The 17,558-nt window shown below is 36.2% G+C and carries 16 protein-coding genes; 5 read left to right on the forward strand and 11 right to left on the reverse strand.

The features are described from left to right. Together WEEVI_RS00815 and WEEVI_RS00820 are read left to right on the forward strand one after the other, a co-directional pair. Complete coding sequence (locus tag WEEVI_RS00815) at window positions 1-1,746, forward strand: TrkH family potassium uptake protein (protein WP_013597279.1); 1,746 nt, start codon at window positions 1-3, stop codon at window positions 1,744-1,746. A 24-nt stretch (window positions 1,747-1,770) separates the two neighbouring features. Further along, window positions 1,771-2,466 carry a potassium channel family protein gene (locus tag WEEVI_RS00820; RefSeq protein ID WP_013597280.1) on the forward strand — a complete coding sequence of 232 codons (696 nt, stop codon included), beginning with the start codon at window positions 1,771-1,773 and terminating at the stop codon, window positions 2,464-2,466. On the opposite strand, the gene WEEVI_RS00825 is transcribed toward WEEVI_RS00820, so the two are convergent. From WEEVI_RS00825 to WEEVI_RS00850, 6 genes are all read right to left on the reverse strand, one after another. Further along, window positions 2,463-3,761 carry a DUF389 domain-containing protein gene (locus WEEVI_RS00825; protein WP_013597281.1) on the reverse strand — a complete coding sequence of 433 codons (1,299 nt, stop codon included), beginning with the start codon at window positions 3,759-3,761 and terminating at the stop codon, window positions 2,463-2,465. The two genes, WEEVI_RS00820 and WEEVI_RS00825, sit on opposite strands and share 4 nt — an antisense overlap. Before the next feature lie 57 nt (window positions 3,762-3,818). Further along, complete coding sequence (locus tag WEEVI_RS00830; RefSeq protein WP_013597282.1) at window positions 3,819-4,403, reverse strand: GNAT family N-acetyltransferase; 585 nt, start codon at window positions 4,401-4,403, stop codon at window positions 3,819-3,821. 77 nt (window positions 4,404-4,480) lie between these two features. Next, the gene (locus tag WEEVI_RS00835; protein WP_013597283.1) at window positions 4,481-5,122 is read right to left on the reverse strand and encodes a Crp/Fnr family transcriptional regulator; all 642 of its coding nucleotides are present in this window, start codon (window positions 5,120-5,122) and stop codon (window positions 4,481-4,483) included. Window positions 5,123-5,126: 4 nt separating this feature from the next. Continuing rightward, window positions 5,127-5,540, reverse strand: a complete 414-nt coding sequence (locus WEEVI_RS00840) for a DUF6691 family protein (protein ID WP_013597284.1) — start codon at window positions 5,538-5,540, stop codon at window positions 5,127-5,129. 4 nt (window positions 5,541-5,544) lie between these two features. Continuing rightward, window positions 5,545-6,093 carry a YeeE/YedE family protein gene (locus WEEVI_RS00845; RefSeq protein WP_041942010.1) on the reverse strand — a complete coding sequence of 183 codons (549 nt, stop codon included), beginning with the start codon at window positions 6,091-6,093 and terminating at the stop codon, window positions 5,545-5,547. Window positions 6,094-6,166: 73 nt separating this feature from the next. Further along, window positions 6,167-6,763 (reverse strand): UbiA prenyltransferase family protein, encoded by a 597-nt coding sequence (locus tag WEEVI_RS00850; RefSeq protein WP_126414802.1) that lies wholly within the window; start codon window positions 6,761-6,763, stop codon window positions 6,167-6,169. Between the two features lie 566 nt (window positions 6,764-7,329). Between WEEVI_RS00850 and WEEVI_RS00855 the strand changes: the two genes are divergently transcribed. Together WEEVI_RS00855 and WEEVI_RS00860 are read left to right on the forward strand one after the other, a co-directional pair. Continuing rightward, the gene (locus tag WEEVI_RS00855) at window positions 7,330-8,043 is read left to right on the forward strand and encodes a CoA transferase subunit A (RefSeq protein WP_013597287.1); all 714 of its coding nucleotides are present in this window, start codon (window positions 7,330-7,332) and stop codon (window positions 8,041-8,043) included. 22 nt (window positions 8,044-8,065) lie between these two features. Next, on the forward strand, window positions 8,066-8,722 hold the full coding sequence (locus WEEVI_RS00860) for a 3-oxoacid CoA-transferase subunit B (RefSeq protein WP_013597288.1): 657 nt from the start codon (window positions 8,066-8,068) through the stop codon (window positions 8,720-8,722). A 175-nt stretch (window positions 8,723-8,897) separates the two neighbouring features. Here WEEVI_RS00860 and WEEVI_RS00865 read toward each other — a convergent pair whose 3' ends face one another. The 4 genes from WEEVI_RS00865 to prmC form a co-directional block, all read right to left on the reverse strand. Then, complete coding sequence (locus tag WEEVI_RS00865; protein ID WP_041942011.1) at window positions 8,898-10,661, reverse strand: DEAD/DEAH box helicase; 1,764 nt, start codon at window positions 10,659-10,661, stop codon at window positions 8,898-8,900. Between the two features lie 211 nt (window positions 10,662-10,872). After that, on the reverse strand, window positions 10,873-11,433 hold the full coding sequence (locus WEEVI_RS00870; protein WP_013597290.1) for a GNAT family N-acetyltransferase: 561 nt from the start codon (window positions 11,431-11,433) through the stop codon (window positions 10,873-10,875). A 145-nt stretch (window positions 11,434-11,578) separates the two neighbouring features. Beyond that, window positions 11,579-12,067, reverse strand: a complete 489-nt coding sequence (locus tag WEEVI_RS10840) for a hypothetical protein (protein ID WP_013597291.1) — start codon at window positions 12,065-12,067, stop codon at window positions 11,579-11,581. A 72-nt stretch (window positions 12,068-12,139) separates the two neighbouring features. Further along, a complete protein-coding gene (prmC, locus tag WEEVI_RS00880) occupies window positions 12,140-12,991 on the reverse strand; it encodes a peptide chain release factor N(5)-glutamine methyltransferase (protein WP_013597292.1) in 852 nt (283 codons plus the stop codon). A 351-nt stretch (window positions 12,992-13,342) separates the two neighbouring features. Here prmC and uvrA point away from each other — a divergent pair, with 351 nt between their 5' ends. Then, window positions 13,343-16,153: an excinuclease ABC subunit UvrA gene (uvrA, locus tag WEEVI_RS00885; protein ID WP_013597293.1), complete on the forward strand. Its 2,811-nt coding sequence runs from the start codon at window positions 13,343-13,345 to the stop codon at window positions 16,151-16,153. 233 nt (window positions 16,154-16,386) lie between these two features. Here the strand turns inward: uvrA and WEEVI_RS00890 are convergent, their stop codons facing one another. After that, on the reverse strand, window positions 16,387-17,481 hold the full coding sequence (locus tag WEEVI_RS00890; protein WP_052295785.1) for a putative type IX sorting system protein PorV2: 1,095 nt from the start codon (window positions 17,479-17,481) through the stop codon (window positions 16,387-16,389). Between the last annotated feature and the right edge of the window lie 77 nt (window positions 17,482-17,558).

Raw genomic sequence — 17,558 nt, forward strand, 5'->3', positions numbered from 1 at the left:
ATGTATAATAAAATTGCAAAAATCACCCAAAATCGTGTATTAGGAAAAGTATTATCCGCTACTTATATCCTAGCAATCGTGATTCTAATTGCGATGCTCGGCTTTGGATTTCCTAAGATATACTATCAATATGTAAATTATTTCTTCATCACCATTCTGCTAATTGGAGTTGTAAGAACTTCCTTCAACAACATTATTTTTGCAGAAAAATTAATTACTCGTGTATTTATTTTCGACCTTATTAGCATTGCAATTGTCCTCTATTGTATCTATCGACAATTAAACGAATATTCTTTTTTCTATGTCAGTAAATACTTGCAGCTTGCAATCGTACTAAAATTGATAAGAGAAATTGCTATTCCGCAACTCAACATTCGAAAATCAAAAATTACACCTCCACAGCTTTTTATCATTAGTTTTTTAATTTTGGTTTTTGGCGGTTCGGGATTGCTTATGCTACCAAAAGCTACCACACAATCTATTAGCTATCTTGATGCTCTATTTACAGCCACGAGCGCAGTTTGTGTTACAGGACTTACGGTGGTAGACACTGCAAGTACATTCACTCCCTTTGGACATTTCTTATTGATGCTTTTGATACAAGCTGGTGGACTCGGCATTTTAACATTTGCAGGATATATTGCTTATTTCTTCAAAGGACAATCGACCTACGAAAACCAAATAGCTCTTGGCAACATAGCCAATCACGACACGATAAGTGAGGTATTCGACTTTGTGAAAAGGATACTTTTGCTCACCTTCGGGATAGAATTATTGGGTGCTATTTTTATTTTCTTTTCGGTAGATAATATCAACTTTACATTCTTCGATCAACTTTTTTTTAGCATTTTTCATTCAGTATCGGCTTTTTGTAATGCTGGCTTCTCTACCCTACCGAACAATGTGATGAATGATAAATTAATTTTCAATTATCCTTTTCAATCGGCATTGATTTTCTTGATTTTTTTGGGTGGAATTGGTTTTCCGATTCTCATTAATCTATTAAAATATTTTCGTTATTTTATCCAGAAGACCATTTTCCGATTCATCCAAAAAACACCTAACAATAAAACTTGGGTATTTACACTAAGTTCTAAAGTAAACCTTGTTACTACATTATGCATATTGATAATTTCTACAATCATCCTATTTTTCGAAGAATATTATCAAACCTTAGCTCCGCACAAAGGATTCGGAAAATTGATTTCAGCAATCTTTCTCTCAACCACCCCTAGAACTGCAGGTTTCAACCATATCGATTTCACCGAACTCCACTTTTCATCTACCCTTATCATAATATTTCTCATGTGGATTGGTGCTTCACCTGCCGGTACCGGTGGCGGAATCAAAACGAGTACTTTTGCAATTGCTGTAGTAAACTTCCTCAACATCGCACGAGGCAAAACTAAAATAGAAATCTACAAAAGAGAACTTAGCCCTGTGAATGTGCAAAAAGCTTTCGCCGTAATGACGCTTTCTTTTCTTGTTATCGGACTTGGTATTTTCTTGATGACACGTTTCGATAGCCATTTGCACCTTATCAATGTTGCCTTCGAAGCCTTTTCGGCTTATTCTACCGTAGGTCTTTCGAGAAATACAACACCTTATCTCAGCAGCGAAAGTAAAATTGTTGTAATTTCGATGATGTTCATTGGGCGGGTTTCAATGATTACGATATTGATGGCATTCTTCAAAAAAACAACCTCAGAAAATTATCGTTATCCTACCGATGAAATTTTGATTTAACGAACCAACAAAAAATTTAGAACCATGAAAATTATAATTATAGGATTAGGTAATTTTGGCGAATCATTGGGCAGAAAAATGGCTAAATTGGGTCATGAAATTATAGGTGTTGATAACAAAATGGCAAAAGTAGAGTCGCTTAAAGATAAATTATCTTATACGATTTGTATGGATGCCACCGACGAAACAGCAATCCGTAAACTGCCTATAGACAATACCGATATTGTAATTGTGAGTATTGGCGAAGATGAAGGTGCGAATATTATGGCGACGGCTATTTTCAAGAACATGAATGTGAAAAGGTTAATCAGTCGAGCAATCAATCCATTACACGAAAATGTTCTACAAGCCATTGGTATTACAGAGATTATTCGACCAGAAGCCGAATCGGCAGAACGCTGGACAAAAAAACTCAATGTGAGGGGCGTAATAGACTCGTTCGAACTCAATAAAAAATTTAGCATCATCGAGGTAGAAACACCTAAAGAATTGGTGGGCAAAACCTTTGACGAAATACAATTCAAGAAAAATCATAATATTTTAGTGATGACGATCATTCAACAGAAAGAAGAAGCGAGTTTTCTTGGAGAATATAAAATCGTACCCGAAGTAAAAGGTTTTCCTTCTTCTACAACCATTATCGAGCCACGCGATGTATTGGTAATCTACGGTGCCAATGATGATATTTATAGGTTTCTGAAGAAGTTCTCGATCAACTAATTTGTTGAACCTTCCCTTTGCTGAAGCACTTCTAATGAGGGATCGTTTAGCTTTACACGCAACCAAGAACGCAACTTTTCTTCTTCTAGATTCTCACCAGAAAAAAGAACAATTGTCGTCAAAGAAAGCGAATCTGTTCGTGGATATTTTTGTAATCTTCCTACCGAAATAGTCTGGATTGTTGGAAATAGAACAGCCATTTCTTTCAACAGCTCCTCACCGTTTACTTGATAGTTTTTTAATTCATTTTTCAATAAATTAATTTCTATTTCTTGCTGACTCAATGAGTTGGTTTGCGCATTGATTTCGGATAAGATTTCCGATTTCAGATCATTTTCACCTTGTCGAATTTTTAATTTCGTTTTGGCTAAATGAAAGTTTAGTAAATCATCATTCAATTGGTTGATTTCTACACTATCAAATTTTTTGGTCAGAAAAGCTACATCAATTTCCTTTGGATTAGATTGATAGTTAATGTTTTTGTAAATTAATGTATAGCCTTTTTGGGTAAAATTCTTTTGGATATAAGCTTCAACATTTTGGGCAAACTGTTTCTCTTTCAGTAAATTATAGGCTAAATAAAAACTTGGCAAAACCATCAAAACGACTAAAGTCGGAATGATATAACGCAATTTTTTATCTAACGCTGCATTGTCGGTAACAATCGGTTTATATTTTAATGCTTTGATAATGATAAAGGTCGCAATACCGATAAAAAAACAATTGATGGTATAGAGATAAATCGCCCCGAGAAAAAACTTAAAATCAAAAGTAGCCAAACCAAACCCTGCTGTACACAAGGGCGGCATGAGCGCTGTGGCAATGGCAACACCTGGAATCGGATTTCCTTTGTCTACTCGTGTAATAGAAATTGCTCCTACAAGCCCCCCGAAAAAGGCAATCAAAACATCGTAAATGGTAGGCGAAGTTCTTGCAAGCAATTCGGTCTGCACTTCTTTGAATGGACTCAAATAAAAGTATACTCCCGATACCAAAAGACTGACTATGGTTGCAATCGCCAAATTTTTAACGGATTTTTTGAGAAGATTAAAATTGTACGTTGCCAATGCGAAACCCGCTCCTACAATGGGACCCATGAGCGGCGAAATCAACATCGCCCCGATAATTACAGCGGTAGAATTCATATTGAGCCCGATAGATGCAATGAGAATTGCACAGGCCAAAATCCATAAATTTGCTCCACGAAAAGAAATATTTTTATAGACATCGTCTAGTACTTTTCTTGGATCTTCTTCACCTGCTTTTAGATTAAATAGTCTTTGTAATTGCCCCATTTATTCGTTGATTGTCTTTGGTTGTAAGGAATGATAAATTGTGTAAATGTAAAACTATTAAATTATTTTTTCGAATGCTTTTCGTTTGCCTCCACTCAACTCTACTTCGCCGCAATATACATACCCTAACTTTTCGAATATGCGCAACATACCATGATTATCGTGGTTGGTATCTACTTTTATACTGTTTATATTCTTCGCATTAGCTACTTTTTCCACTTCACGCATTGCCCAAGTTCCCAATCCTTTTACCGGATGATCTTGTGCTACTGCCAAACGATGAACAACCAAAGCTTCTCGATTGCTCAACCATCTTCCGTCTATTTTTTCGTACGCAGGTACTACCTCATCTATGATCGCAATATAGCCTTTTAGTTCGCCATTTTTGTGCTGCATTACGTACGCAAAACCCTTGTCGATATCTTCTGCAATCACCGTTGGGTTCGGATAGCCATTTTGCCACTGAGAACTGCCGTCTTGTTTGCGTTTTAGGATTGCTTCTTGCAGGATTTCCCAAATTGCTTCTGCATCGTTCATGGTTGCTTGTCGAAAAATTATTTCTTCCATTTTATATATTGGTTTTTGTATGGACAAGGTATGAAGAATAAAAAAACCATCGAAATTTTCTCCGATGGTTTTCATCAACTTTTGAGGTTGAAAGAATTGTATTTTTTTACTTTGGACAAGATGAATTTTATCCTACCTAAATTATTTATTTTTTACAAAGCAGAAACATTGATCCGAATGGTATTGCGATTGAGTTCTAAAAAACCTTCTTTTTCGAACGCTTTTAATAATCTCGAAATTACCACGCGTGAGGTATTGAGCTCATTCGCTATTTCTTGGTGCGTTTTATTGATAACATGTCCATTGTTGATGGAAGCAACTTCGATAAGATATTTTCTCAATCGATCATTCATGTTACTGAAGGCAAGATTGTCTAGTGCCAACAGCATTTCATCTAAACGATGGTTATAGCTATTGAAAACATATGTTCGCCAAGAATGATATTTCACCAACCATTGATCCATTTTGGTAATCGGTATCATAACCATTTCACCATCGGTTTCTGCAACAGCACGTACTTTGCTTTGTCGTTCACCCAAGCTACAAGCCATGGTCATTGCACAAGTATCGCCACGCTCGAGAAAATAAAGTAGCAGTTCACCACCGTCTAAATCTTCTCGCATGATTTTTATTGCACCTTTTAGGATTATCGGCATTGTTTTGATATACTGATCGATAGAAATTAACTGTTCACCAGCTTTGAATTCTACCAAGGTACCTAACTCATTAAATTCTGCCAACAATTCCTCTTCGAATTGGTTGGGATAGGTTTGGGCTATTTTCTCACTTATCATTCTGCTAATGTAGTAATTTGTTTCGTAACACACCGTATAGATATGTCCCCAACAAAGCACCAACGATAACCAAAATCATCGAATACACACCGCTACCAAAGAGTACAAAAATAGTTCCTGGACAAGTCCCGATTAGGGCCCAACCTAAACCGAAAAGTATTCCACCAATCAAATAACGAGGAATGGTTTTACTTTTTGGTTCGATGACAATTGCTCTTCCATCGATATCTTTTGCATTTTTTCTTTTGATTATTTGTATTCCGATAACGCCAACAATCAATGCACCCATCATAAATCCGTACATGTGGAATGATTGAAATTTGAACATTTCGTAGATTCTGAACCATGAAGCAGTTTCTGCTTTGTACATGGTGACTCCAAATAATACGCCTAATACGATATATACTATACTTCTCATTGTGTTAAAAAATTAAAGGAAAAATTAGATGAACCATGATCAATCCACCGATAAAAAAACCAACGACAGCAACGAGCGAAGGCCATTGCAAATTACTCAAACCAGAAATTGCGTGTCCGGATGTACACCCTCCTGCATAACGCGTTCCAAAACCGATTAATAAACCACCTATCACCAAAAGAACAATATTTTTCGGGCTTAGATGATCGAAAATTTCGGCAGGATAATAAGAAGAACCTGCACTTGCAAAACCTTCTGCATGCAACTGCTCAATGGTTGTTTGTGCTATTTGCGGCACTTGATTGTCTGATAACCAATGCGATGCTACATACCCACCTGCAATGGCTCCGACCAAAAATAATAAATTCCAACGTTGTGTTTTCCAATCGAATCTGAAAAACTCACAGCTTTCTCCTGCACCCAAGGCAGAACATAGAGTTCGAAAATTAGATGAAAATCCGAAACTTTTCCCTAAATACATTAATATTAGCATAATAAAACCAACGATAGGCCCACCGACATACCATGGCCATGGCTGCATAATTATTTCCATTGTTTCTAACTTTTGTTGCAAAGTTGAGGATAAATTACGAACTGTAAAGTGACTAATGTTACACAAGTAGAGATTAAACATTGCTGACCAATATACCAATAATAGCCTTGAGAAAAAGTACTCCATCTACTATTACCAAAAAGAAAAGCAAGCTTTTTTGTTTTCTCAAAACAAAGACTAAAACAGTCATCAACAAAATAGGTATTTGAAGTATTAGTGTTTGTAGTATAGAAAATTTTTCTAGAACAGAAAAGCTGCCCACCAATACAGAATCGATTATCAACAAGGGCAATATCACCCGAGAAAGAGTCTGAAGGTATCCGTACTTCACCACGAAAGTTTGTAATTGTACATGGGCATCTTCTTCGTAATCTTTAAGGTCGAATATTATTGCATTGATACTACAAAATAAAAACGTATGAAAGAAAACACCATAAAAAATAATTTTTGGTAAAGTTGCTACTTTATTTTGCCAGACAAGACAAAGATAGGGTAAAAGAACAGTCACAATAGCCCACGACCAACCGATGAAAAAAGGTTTGATAAAAGTATTTTTGCGTAACGATATTCCAAGCCTATTATCGTAAAAAACCAGTGCAAAGAGAATTGTCGCAATCGCCACCCAAAAAGGAAAACTAAAAATTATTTTGGTATTGATCGGATGATTCAATAATAAATATATCGCAATTACTAAAAAGATAAACCGAAATAAATTGACTAAAAACAGGATAGTCTTCGGATGGTTATAGAAATAAACACTTCGAAGATTATTTTGGTTTAAGGTTTTGGTATCCTTCCGGTAGGCGTACAGATAAAAAAGGAATGTTGCTGATGCTGAAAGCAAATAAAACAGAATCGAATTTTGGGGTAATTTTTGCAATTGTATACTTTCCCAACTTAAGCTCCAAACGATAAAAATCAAATAGAGATTGGTATAAAAAAAACCTTCTAACAGATGGCGAGCTTTAGAAAGGCCTAGAATCCTCATGCAGATCAATCCGATGAACAAATATAGAAAAATCTCGAAAAACTTTTTTCATATCTTCTCACTTATCTCTAATAGTTCGGTTCTATATTATTCACTTTGTATGTATTTTATCCTAAATCAACAACCAAAAAATATAATATTATTAAAATCAACTACGTAACAACGTACTAAAATTATCCATGTAAAAAGACAAGCAGATTCTAAAATATTCCTTATTTTTAGCAGAACAAAAGATCAAACGCAAAGAAATGATTAATAAAAAAGTAAACAGCATCGAGGAAGCTTTGGCCGGTGTAGAGAGTGGCATGACCTTAGCAATCGGTGGATTTGGTTTATCGGGAATTCCGGAAAACTTGATTCAAGGAATGGTGCAAAAGAAAATCAATAATCTTACATGCATTAGCAACAATGCGGGAGTAGATGATTTTGGATTAGGTTTATTACTACAAAACAGACAAATCAAGAAAATGATTTCTTCTTATGTAGGAGAAAATGCAGAATTCGAACGCCAAATGTTATCGGGGGAATTAGAAGTGGAACTCATCCCGCAAGGAACATTGGCAACACGTTTAATGGCGGCGGGTTACGGAATGCCAGCTATTTTTACGCCTGCAGGTGTAGGTACCGAAGTTGCAGAAGGTAAAGAGACCCGAAAATTTACTTTTCATGGGATAGAAAAAGAGTACTTGCTGGAGTATGCTTTCGAACCAGATTTTGCAATCGTCAAAGCTTGGAAAGGAGATACAGCAGGAAATTTAATTTATCGTGGAACCTCGAACAACTTCAATCATCCAGTTGCCATGTGTGGTAAAATCACCATTGCCGAGGTAGAAGAATTGGTAGAGCCAGGAGAATTGGATCCAAGTCAGATTCATACACCAGGGATTTTTGTACACCGAATAATCCAAGGAGAAAAGTATGAAAAACGAATTGAGCAACGCACAACTTTACCTAGAAAATAACCTTAACCCAAAGATTACAACTATGTTAGATAAAAACGGTATTGCAAAACGTATTGCAAAAGAAGTACAAGATGGCTATTATGTAAATTTAGGAATTGGTATTCCGACCTTGGTAGCCAACTATATACCAGAAGGAATAAATGTTGTTTTGCAGAGTGAAAACGGATTATTGGGCATGGGTCCTTTTCCGTATGAAGGTGAAGAAGATGCAGATTTCATCAATGCTGGGAAACAAACCATTACAACGTTGCCAGGCTCAGTAATTTTCGATTCGGCAATGAGTTTTGGTATGATACGTGCACGAAAAATAAATTTAACGATTTTGGGAGCAATGGAAGTTTCGGAAAACGGAGATATTGCCAACTGGAAAATACCAGGCAAAATGGTAAAAGGAATGGGAGGGGCTATGGATTTGGTAGCATCAGCAGATAACATTATTGTTGCGATGCAGCATACAAACCGTGCAGGCGAATCTAAGCTTTTACCAGAATGTACTCTTCCTTTGACAGGAATTCGTTGTGTGAAAAAAATCGTGACAGAATTAGCTGTTTTAGAAGTGGCTAAAGAAGGAGGTTTTCGATTGCTAGAGCGTGCCCCTGGTGTAAGTATAGAAACGATAAAAAAAGCAACCGCAGGAAAATTAATAATCGATGGTGATATTCCAGAAATGGAAATTTAATTTTTATAAAATTTTCTGGTAGGATGATGTGACTTTACAACAAACTATCAACTAAAAATTCTTTTAAATGAAGCTACAGTTCTTATTTATATAGAAACATCCAACAGGCAAGTCCTTATATCTATAAAAAATGGTTTATTTATCTAAATAAACCATTTTTTCTCTATTCTATTTATTATCGACGCTTTCCGCCACGTTCTCTTCTTGAGTTGTTTGATCGACGATCACCGCCATTTTTTTTTCGGTCATTTCCACGACGAGCGCCACGAAAATCAGAACGTTTTCTATCTCTTCTTCCGCTGCGATTATTGTCATATAATCGATTTGGTTCTGGTTTCGAAATTTGCACATCTATTTCTATTCCGTCACGATCTTTTCCGTTAAAAGAATCTAGAATTGTTTGGGTAAATTCGTCTTCTACTTCGAAAAATGAAAAATTTCTCAGGATTTCTATTTTACCTATTTCTATATTTCTATTGCGTGTAAACTCGTTGATCATCCCAATAAGGTTTGGTGCTTTTACACGATGTTTTTCTCCTAAATTGATATAGAAACGAGTAAAGTTTTTATTCGAACGACGGCCTCTTTCTCGTCCTTCTCCTCTACTGCTTTCAGATTCGTTAAGGTCTTTTGAGTTTTTATAATACTCTAAATATGTATTGAATTCTGCAGAAACGAAACGTTTGATTAATTCGTCACGATCCAAACCTTGAAGTTTCTCATACACAGCATCCATGTAAGGTTCTATTTGTATGTCATCAACTTCTGTGTTTTCTATTTTCTCGATTAAATTAAACATACGTCTTTCACAGATTTCTTCCCCACTCGGAACTTTCTTAAGTTCGATAGGGGCAGAAATAAATTTTTCAACATCTTTTACTTTTCTACCTTCTCTAGAGTGTGCAATAATAATAGAAATACCTTTGTTACCGGCACGCCCTGTACGACCCGAACGGTGAACATACACTTCTGGATCATCCGGTAAACTATAGTTGATTACATGCGTTAATTCGTTAACATCAATTCCTCGGGCTGCAACGTCAGTTGCGACAAGAATTTGTATGTTTTTCTTACGAAATTTATCCATCACAAAATCACGTTGTGCTTGCGATAAATCTCCATGTAATGCATCTGCATTGTATCCGTCTTGCATCAAACGATCAGCAACTTCTTTGGTTTCTCGTCTTGTTTTACAAAATACAATACCGTAAATGCTTGGATAATAATCAGCTATTCGTTTTAGTGCTAAATAACGATCGCTTGCACGCACCATATAGTATTGATGTTCGATATTTTTCGACGCCATGTTTACTTTACTCACCGCAATTTCTACAGGTTTGAACATGTATTCTGCAGCAATACGTCTTACTTCCCGTGGCATGGTAGCCGAAAACAATAAGGTTTGTTTTTCTTCTGGTGTTGTTTCTAGGATATTATCTATCTCATCCCGAAATCCCATGTTCAACATCTCGTCTGCTTCGTCTAATACAGTCCATGTGATATTGTTAATTTTCAATGCATTACGCTTGATCAAATCCATAGTCCGACCCGGTGTTCCGACGACGATTTGTGGATTATCTCGCAAACCTTTTATTTGCTTCACAATATCTGCACCACCGTAAACAGCTTGTATTTTTACTCCCTGCATATGGGCAGCAAAACTTTCCATTTCTTTGGCAATCTGCAAACAAAGTTCACGAGTTGGACAAAGGATAATCGCCTGAACGTTTTTTTGAGATAAATCGAGTTGATTAAGAATCGGTAATCCAAACGCGGCAGTTTTTCCGGTACCGGTTTGTGCCAAGGCAATCACATCTTGATCTGAAGATAAAATTTGTGGAATTGCTTTTTCTTGAATGGGTGATGGGCTAACGAATCCCATATCTTCTACGGCAGATAAAATTTCTGGTTGAAGACCTAAATCTTTGAATGTCATCATTTTTTTACATTAGTAACCGGGATAAATTCATTTATCATTCACTCCGGTTGTCTTTTTTACTTAACTATTCGGATATGAAAGAATAAAATTAAATGGCCAAGCAGCCGAAAAATCCCTAAATGAAATTCTTTTAACATCCGCCCTTTCTCTCCCAGAAAAAGGTTTTGCAAATCTACAACTAATTTTCGCAATTACCAACTATTATTTCACATTACCCTATCCTTACTTGCATATGCTCTAAAACCTTACCAACCAACAACTTATCTCCCAATTTTTGAAATCCTAGACGCTCGTAGAGTCGCTTTGCATGTGGATTATCGATATCGACGAGCAAGCCGACCGCTTTGTTATTCTCGCTCGAGATATTTTCTATGACATATTTGATAAGTGTAGAGCCTATTCCTTTTCCCTGAAAATCAGGATTTACACCTAACGTATCTAAATACCATTCGCCAGCTTCGGTTTCATCTTCAGGCGAAATCTCGTTTTGATATTTTTCTTTTAGGTATTGTATAATTGGTCTTCTCAGCTCATTAAGCATTCCTCCATCGTAGACATTAATTGCTCCTGCGATTTGGCCATGCATTTCTAATACCCAAATATTTTCATACGAATATTGATTGCTTTTCTGAGCAATAAAATACTCTAGAAATGCAAGTGATTTTTCTCTATTTTCTTCATTGATAAACGTATAAACGATATCTTCCATTGCTATTAATAGTAATGGAGCAATTTCTTTGCTATCATTTTTCTTTGCTTTTCTAATCAACATATTGATAAACATATTTTTAAGTGTATTACGCAACAATTTCGTTGCCTATATTAGGACTACACCTTATGAGTTATTATAAAACAAAACAGCCAAGAAAAAACTTGGCTGCTCGATTAACTACTAAAATCTATTAAACGATAAGATATTATTTTGCTTTTGCTTTATCGAGCAAGTTATTATATCCTTCTTTTACATCTTCTGCGGCCTTTTTAGAAGCATCTTTAACATCATCCGCTGCTTTTTTAGAAGCGTCTTTGACATCTTCTGCAGTATTATTTACTGCTTCTTTTGTTTTTGTAGCTGCATGATCAACTCCTTCTTTTACATCTTGTGCTGTTTCTGAAACTCCTTTTTTGAAGTTGTCCCAAGCAGTTTGTGCTTCGTCTCGAGTTTTACGAGCTGCCTCTTCTGCTGCCTTATCCCCTCTCGCGATTGCTTCATCCAATTCTTTTTGTGCTTGATCTAAACGTGCTTTTGCTTCTGCTTCATCTATTTCTGGAGAAACGGTAGTTACAGTTTCTACGTGCATCACAGAATCGTTTACATCTTCTACAACAACTGTTTTTTCTTCTTTTTTACAAGAGGTTGCGAATATCATGGTCATTACAGATAGACCTACAATTAGTTTTTTCATTTCGTATATTTTTTTAAAATTTTAGATTCAATTAAATTAATATTCAAAAATCAAACCAAAATATAACTTTTACTATAAATTATTTTTCTGGTTGGATGCTTTTAGCATTCGATAATGGCCTGATAAATCTTTTCTCAACTCAACATATTCATAATCACCGCTATACAACTCAGTCATTTCCTGACTCAAATATTGATTAATTTCTAAATATAAGACTCCTTCCGCTGTTAAGATTTCTTTAGCCACTTCTATTATGCGTTGATAATATTTAAGTGGATTGTCATCAGCTACAAAAAGCGCAGTTTCGGGTTCGAAATTCAATACATTTTGATGCATCGCCTCTTTCTCACAATTGCGTACATAGGGTGGATTAGAAACAAGCACATCGTATTTTTTTTCGGTAGGAAATTTATCAAAAATGTCGTGAACGAAAAAGTCCACTTCTACTTTATTGTACTTTGCATTTTTCTTTGCCATTGCTATGGCTTGTGCAGAAAAATCAATTGCAGAAATCTGAGCGTTTGGTAGAAGATGTTTCAATGCTATCGGAATGCATCCACTTCCTGTCCCAATATCCAACACACGTAATTCGTTGGTTCTTTTGTGTAAATCCTTCGCTATCCATTCGACTAATTCTTCAGTTTCGGGTCTTGGAATCAAGGTAAATTCATTCACCAAAAATTTCCAATCCATAAAATATGCATAGCCGAGTATCTGCTGAATCGGTTTTCCCAGTGACAAGGCGACTACATCATTTTCTATTTCATCCAACCGAAATATATGTTCTGCTGGTAATAGAAAATCCGAAGTACTGAAATGATATTTCTCTTCAAGATAATACCGAAATAATGCTTTTGTTTCTTGTTCATCGTATAGGGTAGAAAGCGACTGCACAAAAAATTTTTCTAATTCTGCTAAATTCATTTTACAAAAATACGCTTATCATCCATGTTTATTTAGTAACAACATTTTTATTTACTACCTGCACATAAATCTATTCACTATTTTTATTAGAAAAAACCATACATTCTTTCTGTTATTCTATTCTCTATATTGGTAATGATGCCAATCTAAAAAAAACAAATAGAAATTACAAATACATAGCGTTTAAACTCTGCATTCGAACGCCAGGCAAACAGTACGAGCAGAGATCGTAACCAAATTGATAATCGAGAACAAACTACTATATTCAACAATTAAAAACACTTTTACCGAAATGCTTTTTTCTAGACCTAATTTCTCTTAACTACGAATAAATCGTATCTTTGACCTACGATGAAAAAAGACATTAACACGCTTGATCCGAAAGATTTTATCCTGGTAAAAGGAGCTAAATTACACAACCTAAAAAACATCGATATAGCGATCCCCAAAAACAAACTCGTAGTAATTACAGGAATGTCGGGATCAGGAAAATCGACCTTAGCTTTTGACACTCTGTATGCCGAAGGTCAACGAAGATATGTAGAAAGCTTATCTTCGTACGCTAGACAATTTTTGGGTAAACTCGACAAACCACAGGTCGACTATATTAAAGGAATTGCACCTGCAATAGCAATTCAGCAGAAAGTTATCAGCAGTAATCCACGATCAACCGTTGGGACGAGCACAGAAATATACGATTATCTGAAGCTTTTGTATGCTCGTGTTGGCAAAACTTTTTCACCAATTTCGGGCAAAGAAGTAAAAAAAGACTCGGTAACGGATGTCATTAACTTTGTCATGTGTTTAGCCGAAAACACAAAATTATTACTTTTAATTGATCTTCTTGTTCCACACGATAGAACGTTCACCGAACATTTAAATCTTCTCAATCAGCAAGGATTTAATCGTCTTTTGGTCGATGGCCAACAAGTAAAAATAGAAGATCTGATCGAATTTCATTTCCAGCCCACCAAAGAACATAAAATTTATCTTATCATCGATCGGATATCTACCCAAAAGGACGAAGCATTTTTACACCGATTGGGTGATGCAGTAGAATTGGCTTTTTTTGAGGGGAAAGGAGAAATTATTTTAGAAGAATCCGACAAGTCTAAAAAACATTTTTTTTCTACAAAATTTGAGTTAGACGGTATTAATTTCAACGATCCTAATATTCATTTTTTTAGTTTCAATAATCCCTACGGTGCTTGTCCGACTTGCGAAGGTTACGGTAAAATTATAGGTATCGATGAAAACCTAGTCATCCCGAATAAAAATCTCACTATTTTCGAGGACGCAGTTGTTGCTTGGAAAGGAGAAAAAATGAGTGAATGGAAAAATCATTTTATCAAAATCGCCTCCAAGAAAGATTTTCCTATCCACAAACCCTACTTCCAATTGACCGATGCGCAAAAAGATTATTTGTGGCATGGTGACAAAGAATGGGAAGGAATAGATGGCTTTTTTCAGATGATCGAAAGCAACTCCTACAAAATCCAATACCGTGTCATGCTCTCGCGCTATCGTGGTAAAACCAAATGCCCTATGTGCAAGGGAAAGCGTCTACGACCAGAAGCCAATTGGGTGAAAATCAACAACCAATCTTTACCCGACTTGGTCGACCTGCCATTAGGCGAGTTGAAAAAATTTTTCGACACTATCGAATTTTCAGAATACGATCAGCAAGTTGCCGGCAGAATCATCTACGAAATAGAAAGTCGACTTTCTTTCTTACTCGATGTTGGCTTAGACTATCTTACCCTAAATCGGGCATCGAATACCTTGTCGGGTGGAGAAAGTCAACGAATCAATTTAGCAACATCTTTGGGTTCGAGTTTGGTGGGGTCGATGTATGTTTTAGACGAACCCTCGATCGGTTTACACTCGAAAGACACCGTTCGATTTCTTTCTGTTCTGAATAGATTGCGCGATTTAGGAAACTCTGTTATTGTGGTAGAACATGACGAGGATATCATAAAGGCAGCCGATTATATCATCGATATTGGTCCCGAAGCAGGTATTAACGGTGGTGAAGTAGTTTTTGAAGGTACGTATGATGAATTGCTAAAATCCAACACTTTAACGGCTCAATACCTTAACGGGAAAATGAGAATCGATTTACCCGAAAAACGCATCCCACCCAAAAACATGCTTATCGTTACCGGTGCACGAGAAAACAACCTAAAAAATATAGATGTTAGTTTTCCGCTCAACATGCTTACTGTGATTACTGGTGTTAGTGGTTCTGGGAAATCTACGTTGATGAAAGATATTCTGACGCCTGCTCTCCAACGAGAACACGGACAATATGGGAATAAAGTTGGTGATTTTGATGAACTGAAAGGAGCAGTGAAATCGATTAAATCCATCGAACTAATCGATCAAAATCCCATCGGGAAATCATCTCGATCAAATCCTGTTACCTATGTTAAAGCATACGACGATATTCGTGCTTTGTTTGCGGCTCAAAAAGCAAGTAAACTTATGGGCTTCACTGCTAAACATTTCTCTTTCAATGTCGATGGAGGTCGATGCGAAAACTGCAAAGGCGAAGGAACGATCACAATCGAAATGCAATTCATGGCCGATGTAGAACTAGAGTGTGAAACTTGTCATGGAAAACGTTTTCAGCAAGCCGTTTTGGACGTTAAGTTTGAAAACAAAAATATTTCAGATATCCTGCTCATGAGTATCGACGAGGCAATTGGTTTTTTTACGCTTCATAGACAAGATAAAATTGCACAAAAACTACAACCACTACAAGATGTAGGTTTAGGCTATGTACAATTAGGACAATCATCGAACACGCTTTCCGGCGGTGAAGCGCAACGCATAAAATTGGCATATTTCCTTACCAAAGGAGAAACCAAGGATAGAACTTTGTTTATTTTCGATGAACCTTCGACTGGGCTACATTTTCATGATATTGAGAAGTTGGTAAAAGCTTTTCGTGCTTTGATAGAAATCGGACATTCGGTTTTCGTCATCGAACATAATATGGATATTATAAAAGTGGCCGATTGGGTAATTGATCTTGGCCCCGAAGGTGGCAAAAAAGGAGGTTATCTCGTTGCCGAAGGAACGCCAGAAGAAGTAGCAAAAGTAAAAAATTCATATACCGGGCATTTCTTGGCAGAAAAACTCAAAGAACATAAAAAATAAGCTTTTCCCTAGTTTTCAGTAGGATGAAAATAATCGAGTAAATTAGGATAAAAAGATAAATGGTTGTGCATCAGTTGGATCTTACTAAACCGATAAACTATCCGTTTGATTAGCCCACTATCCCTAGAAAAATGTAGCAACTTTTCTTAGGTGGCTATTACGCATATCATATCAATAAGAAAACAGAGAAATAAATTGTTTTTTGTAGGATAAAATCTAAATTCGTTTACGTATTAACGCCATTGGCTAAGATCAACCTTTACCGAAAAGATATTCGAATACAAAGCAATCGATTGATCACCAATATCGGTTAACGCATAATCGATACTAATACCACGGTATTTGAAACCGACACCAACATTGGGCTGAAAAGTGTTTTTATACTTTTCGTTGAACTGCATTTCTTTCTGAAAATTATTGACTCCCCCACGGAGAAAAACCATATCAATGTACGAAATTTCGACACCAGCTGCAGGCGATAAACTAAAACCTTTCATCGAAAAAATATCATTCGATTCCTGAAAATGCATGTTAAGATCTACCTCACCCAAAACCTTGAATCGATCGGAAATCGAAAAAGTTTTAGCCACCCCGAGATTGAGTTTTGGCAAGGTTAACTCGATATCTTCTCCAGGTAAATCATTCACCGTTACTACATCATCTGCATTTGGTTCGTCTATCGAAATACTAGGAAGTTTATCGTAGTTTATTTTCCATACATTGAAAGTTGTAGTGATATCACGCGCCATCAAACCAAAATAAAAATCACTCTCGGTTTTATACCGCATACCGAAATCTAGACCAAAACCGAAAGAATTGGCAAACTTCCCGATATGTCGATAAACAATTTTGGCATTCGCACCGACTTGTAAATCTTTATTACCCAAAAAGTTTCCAGCATAAGAGGCAGATAATGCATAATCCGCAGTTGAGAATTTATTGATTTTATTGTAATCTATATTTCCTTGATTATCGATAAGCTCTGTCGTATTTAGAATATCATCTACCCCAAAACGATAGAGAGAAACGGCCAAAGTAGAATTGTTTTCTATAGGAAAAGCGACGGATAGATAATCGTATTTTGCAATCGACTGAAAATACTCTGCGTGCATAGCCGAAAATTGAGGTCCGAAAATCACATCGGATAATCCTGCCGGATTCCAATACGCTGCATTCACATCGCCAATATTAGCCACCACGGCATTACCCATACCAAAAGCACGTGCATCTACACCGATATTCAAAAACTCGTTTGAGTATTTTCGGGCAGACTGAGCAAAAGCAAAGCCTTGCGTAAAAAAAGCTACAAAAAGGATCGTTTTCTTCAAAATTCTAAATAACAAGTGTCGTGAATAAAAACTCAAAAATAATAGTTTTATTGTATTTCTATGTTGCATGCCTCGAA

Source organism: Weeksella virosa DSM 16922 (genome assembly GCF_000189415.1).
In the GTDB taxonomy this organism is placed as follows: Bacteria; Bacteroidota; Bacteroidia; order Flavobacteriales; family Weeksellaceae; genus Weeksella; species Weeksella virosa.

Coding starts and splice junctions, on each gene's coding strand:
- WEEVI_RS00815 (WP_013597279.1), top strand. CDS start 1: ATGTATAATAAAATTGCAAAAATCACCCAAAATCGTGTATTAGGAAAA.
- WEEVI_RS00870 (WP_013597290.1), bottom strand. CDS start 11,433: ATGTTGATTAGAAAAGCAAAGAAAAATGATAGCAAAGAAATTGCTCCA.
- prmC (WP_013597292.1), bottom strand. CDS start 12,991: ATGAATTTAGCAGAATTAGAAAAATTTTTTGTGCAGTCGCTTTCTACC.
- WEEVI_RS00845 (WP_041942010.1), bottom strand. CDS start 6,093: ATGGAAATAATTATGCAGCCATGGCCATGGTATGTCGGTGGGCCTATC.
- WEEVI_RS00835 (WP_013597283.1), bottom strand. CDS start 5,122: ATGATAAGTGAGAAAATAGCCCAAACCTATCCCAACCAATTCGAAGAG.
- WEEVI_RS00825 (WP_013597281.1), bottom strand. CDS start 3,761: ATGGGGCAATTACAAAGACTATTTAATCTAAAAGCAGGTGAAGAAGAT.
- WEEVI_RS10840 (WP_013597291.1), bottom strand. CDS start 12,067: ATGAAAAAACTAATTGTAGGTCTATCTGTAATGACCATGATATTCGCA.
- uvrA (WP_013597293.1), top strand. CDS start 13,343: ATGAAAAAAGACATTAACACGCTTGATCCGAAAGATTTTATCCTGGTA.
- WEEVI_RS00830 (WP_013597282.1), bottom strand. CDS start 4,403: ATGAAAACCATCGGAGAAAATTTCGATGGTTTTTTTATTCTTCATACC.
- WEEVI_RS00860 (WP_013597288.1), top strand. CDS start 8,066: ATGTTAGATAAAAACGGTATTGCAAAACGTATTGCAAAAGAAGTACAA.
- WEEVI_RS00840 (WP_013597284.1), bottom strand. CDS start 5,540: ATGAGAAGTATAGTATATATCGTATTAGGCGTATTATTTGGAGTCACC.
- WEEVI_RS00865 (WP_041942011.1), bottom strand. CDS start 10,661: ATGATGACATTCAAAGATTTAGGTCTTCAACCAGAAATTTTATCTGCC.
- WEEVI_RS00855 (WP_013597287.1), top strand. CDS start 7,330: ATGATTAATAAAAAAGTAAACAGCATCGAGGAAGCTTTGGCCGGTGTA.
- WEEVI_RS00820 (WP_013597280.1), top strand. CDS start 1,771: ATGAAAATTATAATTATAGGATTAGGTAATTTTGGCGAATCATTGGGC.